Here is a 9,257-nt window from a genome sequence, read left to right as displayed (position 1 = left end):
CCCTATCCGCCGCGCGCGTAGGATACTTGAGGAAGGCTGTCCCTAGTACGAGAGGACCGGGACGGACGGACCGCTGGTGTGCCAGTTGTTCTGCCAAGAGCATTGCTGGTTGGCTACGTTCGGAAGGGATAACCGCTGAAGGCATCTAAGCGGGAAGCTCGTTCCAAGATGAGGTATCCCACCCTTTGTGGGTTAAGGCCCCCAGCTAGACCACTGGGTTGATAGGCCAGAGGTGGAAGACCGGTAACGGTTGGAGCTGACTGGTACTAATAGGCCGAGGACTTGTTACAAAGACGCTACGCATCCACTGTGCGGTTCTGGAAGAACCGAGCGGCATACCGATCGCCGCAGGTACAACTCCACAGAGTTTCGGTGGTTATAGCGTTGGGGAAACACCCGGTCCCATTCCGAACCCGGTAGTTAAGCCCTTCTGCGCCGATGGTACTGCACTGGTTACGGTGTGGGAGAGTAGGTCGCCGCCGGACAATCTTTCCGAAGACCCCTGAGGGTCGAGCACACCAGTGCTCCCCTCAGGGGTCTTCGGCATGTCCGGACCACGAAACTCGGTTGCCCGGCCTGATGTCATGGATTTCATGGACGCGTTCGTGCACAGCAGCCTGGAGTCGTTCGACGCCGCCACCCTCGCCCGGCTCGCCGCCGATCCGGTGCGCAACACGGTGGCGCTCACGTCACTCGACCGCCTCCGCCGGCTGCCGGGCGAACACCCGCCGACCCTGATCACGTTCCACGACGGCGGCCAGGTCGTCGGCTCACTGGTCCGCACGCCGCCCTGGCCGTTCCAGGCGGCAGATCTTCCGCTGGAAGCGGTGGAACTGGCCGTGCGGACCGCCGCCGAGATCGACCCGGACGCACCCGGCGTCACCGGCCCGCGGGAGCGCTCCGAGGCGTTCGCCACAGCCACGGGCGAGAAGTACACCGAGTCCATCGCCACCCGGCTCTACCGACTGGAGGAGCTGGTAGAGCCGGCCGTCGAGGGCACCGGCCGCCTGGCCACCGAGGACGACGTCGAGCTCCTGGGCGCCTGGCGAGCCGAGTTCCTCGCCGAAGCGGTGCCGGAGGCGCCGGACGAGCAGACCACCGAGGCCGTCCGCAGCTCACTGCGGCTGGGCAACGGTCACGCGGTCTGGGAGGTCGACGGAACGGTCGCCTGGGCGGTCGCGAGCCTGCCCCAGTCCGGCATGACCCGCATCGGCCCCGTCTACACGCCACCCGAGCACCGCCGGCACGGCTACGGCGCCGCGGTCAGCGCGATGGTCACGCGGTGGGCGCTGGAGCGGGGGGCCACCGACGTCGTGCTCTTCGCCGACCTGGTCAACCCGGTGTCCAACTCGATCTACCAGCGCATCGGCTACCGCCCGGTCGAGGACTGGGCGGAGTTCCTGTGGAAGCGCTGACCCACGGCACCGTCGAGGACTTCCTGGCCGTCGCCGGTGAGTTCCTCGACGCCGACCCCGTGACCTACAACGTCCACCTGACCGGGGTGGAGTCCGCCCGGCGGGGCATCGGGCCCGCCGCGGCCCTCGTCTCCCTGCACGACGGCGGCGCACTGGTCGGCGCGGTCACGCGGCTGGAGGACTGGCCGCTGCACGTCGCCGCGATGCCGGTCGACGCCGCCCCACTCGTCGCCGAGGTCCTGCGCGGTCAGCCGATCGACGCCGTGAGCGGGCCACGCGCCAGGGTGGAGGCGTTCCGGTCGCGGTGGCGAGAAGGCGGCAGGGAGTCGTTCCGGCTCCGGTTCCACCGGCTGGAGGACCTGGTCGTCCCGGACGTGCCCGGCGAAGCGAGACGCACGACCGCCACCGACCACGACCTGCTGACCGAGTGGTGGGTGCGGTTCGCCGTCGAGCTCGAAGGGATGGACCGGGCCGAGGCGCGGGAGGTGGCGCGCGGCGGTCTGGTCAGGCCGGCCGGGCACGTGCTGTGGGTCGACGGCGGGCGGCCCGTCTCGTGGGCGGCGACCACCGAACCTGTGGCCGGGGTCTCCCGGGTCGGTCCGGTGTACACGCCGCCGGAGCACCGCCGGAAGGGCTACGGCGCCGCTGCCACGGCGGCGGTCTGCCGATGGGCCAGGCACGCGGGTGCGGACCACGTCGTGCTGGCGGCGGACCACGCCAACCCGACGGCCAACTCGATCTACCAGGGCATCGGGTTCCGGTACGTCACGGACTGGTCCGAGTACCGGTGGTCAGCCGAAGAGCTCTGAGGTGACGGGCCGGTTCCGCACGTGCGAGGAGAACACCAGCGACGTGGTGGTGTCGCCGTAGCGCTGCATCACCTCGACCAGCTCCTCCAGCTCGCCCGTCGACCGGCAGACGACGCGCAGCAGCCAGCAGTCGTCACCGGTCACGTGGTCGGCGTCGCGGACCTGCGGCAGTGCCAGCACCGTGTCGCGGAACCGCGGCGTGTCGAGCGACCTGACCCGCACCCGCACGATCGACTCGATCGGCAGGCCCAGCCGGGCGGGGGACACCACGGCGGTGAAGCCGGTGATCACGCCCAGCGCCTCCAGGCGGCGCACCCGTTCGGTCACCGCGGGCGCGGACAGCGACACCTCGCGGCCCAGCGCCGTGAACGACATGCGCCCGTCGGTCTGGAGCAGCGAGAGGATCTTCCAGTCCACGGCGTCCAGCTCCACCTGGAAATCATAGGCAGAACCCGTGCGATACCTGGACTTTCGCCTGTTCGGTGCCGGTCGGGTGCCAGCAGGATCGAACCCATGAGCAACGCACTGCGCTTCCCCGCCGCCGACCCGGACACCGCCGCCGCGTTCTTCGCCGCCGAGCTGGCGTTCGAGGCCGATCCCGACGACGTCCACCGCGACCTGCTGGCCGGGGACGTCACGGGATACGTCCTGGTCGAGACGCGCGCACCGGAGGCGTTCGCCCGCGAGCGCATCCCCGGCGCGATCAACCTGCCCTACCGCGACCTGCCCGAGCGGCTCGACCTCGACCCGTCCCTGGTCTACGTCTGCTACTGCGAGAGCTTCCAGTGCAACGCCGCCACCAAAGGCGCGCTCGCGCTGGCCCGGCGCGGCTACCGGGTGAAGAGGCTCTCCGGCGGCATCACGGCGTGGAAGGAGGCGGGGTATCCCGTCGAGTCCGACGAGGGGGCCGATGTAGCCAAGGTCGCGTGTCACTGCTGACCACAGCCGACATAGGCTCAAGTGCGTGAACGCACCACGCCTGCTCGTCCTGCAGCCGTCGCAGTCCGACCCGCTGGCCAAGCTGGGGGAGTGGCTCGTCGCCGAGGGCGTCGAGCTCCACCTCGTGCCGCTGAAGGACGAGCCCGCGCCGGAGAGCCTCGACGGCTACCAGGGCGTGGTCTGCCTCGGCGGTGAGATGGGCGCGCTCGACGACCTGCGGCACCCGTGGCTCGCCGACGCCCGCCGGCTGCTGTCGAACGCCGTGGCGCAGCGGGTTCCCACGCTGGCCATCTGCCTCGGCGCGCAGCTGCTCGCCGCCGCCACGGGCGGTCAGGTCCGCAAGGGTCCGCAGGGGCCGGAGGTGGGCGTCCTGCTCGTCGCGAAACGAGACGCGGCGGCCGGTGACCCGCTGTTCGCGGACCTGCCGTTCACGCCGGACGTCCTGCAGTTCCACAACGACGAGGTGCACCTGCTGCCGCCCGGCGCGGAGCACCTCGCGGCCTCCCCGAAATACCCGAATCAGGCGTTTCGAGTCGGCTCGTGCGCTTACGGCCTGCAGTTCCACATCGAGACGACCCCGGAAATCGTGCTCAGCTGGGCCGCCAAGGACCCCGAGTCGGCCGCGTGCGCGCGGGCGCACCACTTCGACCAGGACTTCCTCGAAGAGGCACACCGGGACTTCGAAGAGGTGTGGCGTCCGTTCGTCGGGAGATTCGCCCAACTCGTTCGGGGAGAACTGTTGCCGGCGGGGTGTTCGGGCACACAACTTCCCTTGGTGTGACGTTACTTTCGTAGGTTATAAGGCATCCTGACTACCCGGTACCGTCATCATCGAGCACCTTGTTCGATCCAGCCGGAGGATCAGTGTGGATCCCGCTCTTGTAGTGATCATCGTCGTTGTCACTGCTCTCATCTTCGACTTCACCAACGGGTTCCACGACACGGCCAACGCCATGGCCACCTCCATCGCCACCGGTGCGCTGAAGCCCCGCACGGCGGTAGCGCTGTCGGCGGTGTTGAACCTGGTAGGCGCGTTCCTGTCCGTCGAGGTGGCCAAGACCATCTCCGGCGGGATCGTCGACGACGCCAAGATCACGCCCGCGATCATCTTCGGCGGGCTGGTCGGCGCGATCATGTGGAACCTCGTCACCTGGTACGCCGGGCTGCCGTCGAGCTCGTCGCACGCGCTGTTCGGCGGCCTGATCGGCGCCGCGTGGGTCGCGTCCGGCGTGGACGCCATCCACTTCGCCAAGGTCGTCGACAAGGTCCTGGTGCCCGCCGTCGCCGCGCCGCTCATCGCCGGTCTCGTCGCCGCACTGGCCACGATCGTCGTCTACCGCCTCAAGAAGGCGTCGGACCCGCGCGTGTCGAACACCGGCTTCAAGGTCGGCCAGGTCGCGTCCGCCTCGCTCGTCTCCCTGGCGCACGGCACGAACGACGCCCAGAAGACGATGGGCATCATCACGCTGGCGCTGATCACGTCCGGCTCGCTCGCCCCCGGCTCGGCGCCGCCCACCTGGGTCATCGTCAGCGCCGGTGTCGCGATCGCGCTCGGCACGTACCTGGGCGGCTGGCGCATCACGCACACCCTGGGCCGCGGCCTCACGACCATCGAGCCCGCCCAGGGCTTCGCGGCGCAGACCTCGACCGCCACGGCCATCCTCGCGTCGTCGCACCTCGGGTTCGCGCTGTCCACCACGCACGTCGCGTCCGGCGGCATCATGGGCTCCGGCCTCGGCAGGGACCGCCGCGGCGTCAAGTGGGGCACCATGGGCAAGATGGCCGCCGGCTGGCTGCTCACGCTGCCCGCCGCCGGCATCGTCGGCGCCATCGCGGGCAAGTGGGCGTCCACCGGCACCGGTGGTGTCATCGGCGTCGCCGTGATCGGCATCGTCGTGTCGATCGGCATCTGGATCCTGTCGCGGCGCGAGCCGGTGCGGCCGGAGCACATCGTCGACGAGGTCGCCGCGCAGGCCGAGCTGCACAAGGTGCCGGCATGACGATCAAGTGGGAGGCGCTGCTGCAGGTCTTCGGCGCCACGTTGCTCGTCACGGTCCTCGTCGTGACGTTGTTCGTCATCGGCATCCGCGCGCTGTCGGACGAGAAGAAGGGGCCCGCGTACGCGAGCTTCGCCGGATGCGTCGCCGTTGTGCTCTACGGGCTCTCACTGATCGTCTTCTGACCGTGTGAGGACTAAGTTGTTGCTCGATGAGCGAACCAGTCCGCCACGCGTCACCCGCCAGGTTCGGACTCACCGAGGCCCGCAGCGAGGAAGTGCTGCGCGGCCTCGGCCTGTGGGCTGAGCGCCGTCCCGCCGACGGAGCCGAACCGGTCCTGGCCGCGCTGTCCCGCAGCCCCGATCCCGACCTGGCGCTGCGGGGCCTCGAACGCCTCCAGCCCGTCGCCGACTGGGAGGCGCTGTCGGCCGCGCTGCACGACGACGTCGTGGTCAGGGGCCGTCTGCTCGCCGTGCTCGGGTCGTCCACGGCCCTGGCCGACTTCCTGGTCGCGAACCCCGACCGCTGGCGCTGCCTCACCGACGACGTCGACGTGTCGCTGGAGCTGGCAGACGGTGACGTGCTGCGCACCGAGTACCGGGCGAAGCTGCTGCTCGTCGCCGCCAACGACTTGGCGCACGTCGTCGAGCCCGAGCTGCCGTTCGTCCCCTACGACACGGTGGCGGCGCAGCTGTCCGACCTGGCCGTGTCCGCGTTGCGCGCGTCGTTGAAGCTCGCGGAGGAACGCGTCAACGGCCCCGACCGGTGCCGGCTCGCGGTGATCGCGATGGGCAAGTGCGGCGCGAACGAGCTGAACTACGTCAGCGACGTCGACGTCGTGTTCGTCGCCGAGGGCGACCTGAACGTCGCGACCCGGCTGGCCAGCACGATGATGCAGATCGCGGGCCAGTCGTGCTTCGAGGTCGACGCGGCGCTGCGGCCGGAGGGCAAGGCTGGTGCGCTGGTCCGCACGCTCGACGGGCACGCGTCGTACTACAAGAAGTGGGCGCGGACCTGGGAGTTCCAGGCGCTGCTGAAGGCACGGCCGGTCGCCGGGGATGCCGAGCTGGGGCAGGCGTACCTCGACGTCGTGCGGCCTCTCGTGTGGACCGCGGCCGAACGCGAGAACTTCGTCGAGGACGTGCAGGCGATGCGCCGCCGCGTCGAGGACCACGTGCCGTCCGAGCTGGCCGAACGCGAGCTGAAGCTCGGCCGCGGCGGACTGCGCGACGTCGAGTTCGCCGTGCAGCTGCTGCAACTCGTGCACGGCCGGTCCGATGAGGACCTGCGGATCCAGGCGACCACGGCCGCGCTGGCCGTGCTGGGCACCGGCGGTTACGTGGGGCGGGAGGACGCGGCGGCGTTCGGGCGCTCGTACCGGTTCCTGCGCACGCTGGAGCACCGGTTGCAGTTGCAGCGTCTACTGCGCACGCACCTCTTCCCGGCTGACGACGACGTGACGGCGTTGCGCTGGCTGGCCCGGTCCGTGGGGCTCGCGCCGGACGGGCGCAAGGCGGAGTGGCAGGTGCTGCTCGCCGAGTTCCGGCGGCACGCCAACCAGGTCCGGCGGCTGCACGAGAAGCTGTTCTACCGGCCGCTGCTGCAGTCGGTGGCGGGCGTGCCGACCGAGGCGTTGCGGCTCACCACCAAGGAGGCCGTGGCCCGGCTGGCCGCGCTCGGCTACACCTCGCCCGACGGCGCGCTGCGGCACATCCAGGCGTTGACCCAGGGCATGTCGCGGCGTGCGCGCATCCAGGGCGCGTTGCTGCCGGTGCTGCTCGACCTGTTCGCCGGCACCCCGGACCCGGACGGCGGGCTGCTCGCGTACCGGAAGGTGTCCGAGGCGCTCGCGGAGACGCCCTGGTACCTGCGGCTGCTGCGGGACGAGGGCGCCGTCGTCGAACGGCTCGCCGCGCTGTTCGGCACGTCCCGCTTCATCCCCGACCTGCTGGTGCGGGCACCGGAGGTGCTGCGGCTGCTCGCCGACACGGACGCGCTGGTCGGCGGTGACCCGCACGCGATCGGGAACCCGTTGCGCAGCGCGGTCTCCCGCTACGGCGACGCCGGACGGGCCATCGCCGCGGCGAGGTCGTTGCGGCGCCACGAACTGCTGCGCATCGCCGCCGCCGACCTGCTCGGCTTCATGCCGCTGGAAACGGTGTGCGTCTCGCTGTCCGAGGTGTGGAGCGCGGTGCTGCAAAGCGCCCTCGACGCGGCGGTGCGGTCGTCCGGCGAGCCACGCGCCACGATCGCCGTGATCGGCATGGGACGGCTCGGCGGGCACGAGCTCGGCTACGGCTCCGACGCGGACGTGATGTTCGTGTGCAAGCCCAAGGACGGCGTCTCGGACTCCGAGGCGGCGAAGTGGGCGAGCGGCGTCGTCGAGATGATCCGGCGGCTGCTCGGCGCGGCGTCGCAGGACCCTCCCTTGCAGGTGGACGCCGACCTGCGGCCGGAGGGCAAACAGGGACCGCTGGTGCGGACCCTGGACTCGTACCGCGCGTACTACCGGCAGTGGGCGGAGCTCTGGGAGAAGCAGGCGCTGCTGCGGGCGCGGTTCATCGCGGGCGATGAGGCGCTGGGAGCCGAGTTCGAGGCGTTGATCGACCCGTTGCGCTACCCGGCCGAGGGCCTGGACGCGGCCTCGGTGCGGGAGATCCGCCGCATCAAGGCGCGGGTCGACGCCGAACGGCTGCCGCGCGGAGCCGACCCGAGCACCCACACCAAGCTCGGCCGCGGCGGGCTGGCTGACGTCGAGTGGACCGTGCAGTTGTTGCAGCTGCAGCATTCCGGCGCCGTTCCCGCGCTGCGCACACCGTCCACAATGGCCGCGATGCGGGCCGCCGTCGACGCGGGCCTGCTGGCAGAGGAGGACGCCGCCGCGCTGGTCGCCGCGTGGAACCTCGCGACGCAGGCGCGCAACGCCGTGACGCTGGTGCGGGGCAAGGCTTCCGACCAGCTGCCGACGTCCGGGCGCGACCTCGTGGCCGTGGCGTGCGTGATGGGACATCCGCCCGGCGGCGACCCCGGCGAGTTCCTGGAGGAGTACCGCAGGACCACCCGTCGTGCACGTGCGGTGGCCGAGCGCGTCTTCTACGGTGAGGGACTGTGAAAGCCATCGCGTTGACCCGGTTCGGTGATGCCGACGTCCTGTCGTTGCAGGAGCTGCCCGACCCGTTGCTCGGCCCCGACCAGGTGCTGGTGGAGGTGCGCGCGGCCGGGGTGAACCCGGTGGACTACAAGGTCAGAGCCGGTTATCTGCAGGAGCTGATGCCGCACCACGTACCGCTGATCCCCGGCTGGGACGTCTCCGGCGTCGTGCGGGCGGTCGGCATCGGCGTGCGAGCCTGGAAACCGGGCGACGAGGTGCTCGCCTACGCGCGCAAGGACCACGTGCAGTTCGGCGCGTACGCGGAGCTGGTCTCGGTGCCGGACCGCTCGGTCGCGCGCAAACCGTCCACGGTGGACTTCGTGACGGCCGCCGCGCTGCCGTTGGCGGGCCTCACCGCGTTGCAGTCGTTGAAGGAGGTCGGCACCGGCCCCGGCGACGTCGTGCTGGTGCACGCCGCGGCCGGCGGAGTGGGGCACCTCCAGGTGCAGATCGCCCGCGAGCTCGGCGCCGCACGGGTGATCGGCACCGCGTCACCGCGCAACCACGAGTTCGTGCGCTCCCTCGGAGCCGAACCCGTCGCGTACGGGGACGCGCTGGTGGACGCGGTCGCGGAGCTGCTCGGCGGGGACGGCCAGGTCGACGTGGTGGTCGACAACGTCGGCGGGCTCGCGTTCGAACAGTCGCTGCGGCTGGTGCGCGACCGGGCGCGGATGACGTCCATCGTGGAGGGACCGACCGCGCTGGAACACGGCGTCGCGAACACGTGGGCCAGGCCGAACGCGGAGCAGACGCAGTGGCTCGTCGACCTCGTGGCGGCCGGGAAGCTGCGCGTCGAGGTGCAGCAGACCTTCCCGCTGGCAGAAGCGGTGAAAGCGCACAAGGTGCTCGAAGGCGGCCATGTGCGCGGAAAGCTCGTGCTGACCGTCTGAAATCCTTCGCGGCGCTGTTCCAGGTTCGGGGGCACTCCCTGACGGGGTGCCCCCGT

At 70.7% G+C, this 9,257-nt stretch carries 9 protein-coding genes and 2 rRNA genes; 10 read left to right on the top strand and 1 reads right to left on the bottom strand.

What is annotated here, in order from left to right; translation table 11 throughout:
* From BLT23_RS17100 to BLT23_RS17085, 4 genes are all read left to right on the top strand, one after another.
* Positions 1-290: ribosomal RNA gene (locus tag BLT23_RS17100) — 23S ribosomal RNA — on the top strand; the annotation flags it as partial.
* Positions 291-368: 78 nt separating this feature from the next.
* A 5S ribosomal RNA gene (gene rrf, locus BLT23_RS17095) occupies positions 369-485 on the top strand.
* Positions 486-593: 108 nt separating this feature from the next.
* Positions 594-1,415 (top strand): GNAT family N-acetyltransferase, encoded by an 822-nt coding sequence (locus tag BLT23_RS17090; RefSeq protein ID WP_176946784.1) that lies wholly within the window; start codon positions 594-596, stop codon positions 1,413-1,415.
* Positions 1,403-2,224 (top strand): GNAT family N-acetyltransferase, encoded by an 822-nt coding sequence (locus tag BLT23_RS17085; protein ID WP_218133775.1) that lies wholly within the window; start codon positions 1,403-1,405, stop codon positions 2,222-2,224. Before BLT23_RS17090 ends, BLT23_RS17085 begins: the two co-directional genes overlap by 13 nt.
* On the opposite strand, the gene BLT23_RS17080 is transcribed toward BLT23_RS17085, so the two are convergent.
* Entirely contained in the window at positions 2,207-2,656 is a 450-nt protein-coding gene (locus BLT23_RS17080; RefSeq protein ID WP_090050300.1) for an Lrp/AsnC family transcriptional regulator, read from the bottom strand. The two genes, BLT23_RS17085 and BLT23_RS17080, sit on opposite strands and share 18 nt — an antisense overlap.
* 81 nt (positions 2,657-2,737) lie before the next feature.
* On the opposite strand from BLT23_RS17080, the gene BLT23_RS17075 reads away from it, so the two are divergent.
* From BLT23_RS17075 to BLT23_RS17050, 6 genes are all read left to right on the top strand, one after another.
* Positions 2,738-3,163: a rhodanese-like domain-containing protein gene (locus BLT23_RS17075; RefSeq protein WP_090050297.1), complete on the top strand. Its 426-nt coding sequence runs from the start codon at positions 2,738-2,740 to the stop codon at positions 3,161-3,163.
* Between the two features lie 25 nt (positions 3,164-3,188).
* Positions 3,189-3,944 (top strand): type 1 glutamine amidotransferase, encoded by a 756-nt coding sequence (locus tag BLT23_RS17070; protein ID WP_090050295.1) that lies wholly within the window; start codon positions 3,189-3,191, stop codon positions 3,942-3,944.
* Between the two features lie 85 nt (positions 3,945-4,029).
* Positions 4,030-5,163: an inorganic phosphate transporter gene (locus BLT23_RS17065; protein WP_090050292.1), complete on the top strand. Its 1,134-nt coding sequence runs from the start codon at positions 4,030-4,032 to the stop codon at positions 5,161-5,163.
* A complete protein-coding gene (locus BLT23_RS17060) occupies positions 5,160-5,345 on the top strand; it encodes a hypothetical protein (protein WP_090050290.1) in 186 nt (61 codons plus the stop codon). Before BLT23_RS17065 ends, BLT23_RS17060 begins: the two co-directional genes overlap by 4 nt.
* Before the next feature lie 26 nt (positions 5,346-5,371).
* A complete protein-coding gene (locus tag BLT23_RS17055) occupies positions 5,372-8,272 on the top strand; it encodes a bifunctional [glutamine synthetase] adenylyltransferase/[glutamine synthetase]-adenylyl-L-tyrosine phosphorylase (RefSeq protein ID WP_090050288.1) in 2,901 nt (966 codons plus the stop codon).
* Complete coding sequence (locus tag BLT23_RS17050) at positions 8,269-9,201, top strand: NADP-dependent oxidoreductase (protein ID WP_090050286.1); 933 nt, start codon at positions 8,269-8,271, stop codon at positions 9,199-9,201. Before BLT23_RS17055 ends, BLT23_RS17050 begins: the two co-directional genes overlap by 4 nt.
* Positions 9,202-9,257 lie beyond the last annotated feature (56 nt).

The sequence above is a fragment of the Lentzea fradiae genome (assembly GCF_900100955.1).
Classification (GTDB): domain Bacteria; phylum Actinomycetota; class Actinomycetes; order Mycobacteriales; family Pseudonocardiaceae; genus Lentzea; species Lentzea fradiae.
The sequence above is the reverse complement of the archived record's forward strand: the minus strand, read 5'-3'. Positions and strand labels throughout refer to the sequence as shown.

Excerpts from the sequence above, each read along its gene's own strand:
- BLT23_RS17090 (WP_176946784.1), top strand. The coding sequence starts at position 594 with ATGGACGCGTTCGTGCACAGCAGCCTGGAGTCGTTCGACGCCGCCACC.
- BLT23_RS17075 (WP_090050297.1), top strand. The coding sequence starts at position 2,738 with ATGAGCAACGCACTGCGCTTCCCCGCCGCCGACCCGGACACCGCCGCC.
- BLT23_RS17060 (WP_090050290.1), top strand. The coding sequence starts at position 5,160 with ATGACGATCAAGTGGGAGGCGCTGCTGCAGGTCTTCGGCGCCACGTTG.
- BLT23_RS17055 (WP_090050288.1), top strand. The coding sequence starts at position 5,372 with ATGAGCGAACCAGTCCGCCACGCGTCACCCGCCAGGTTCGGACTCACC.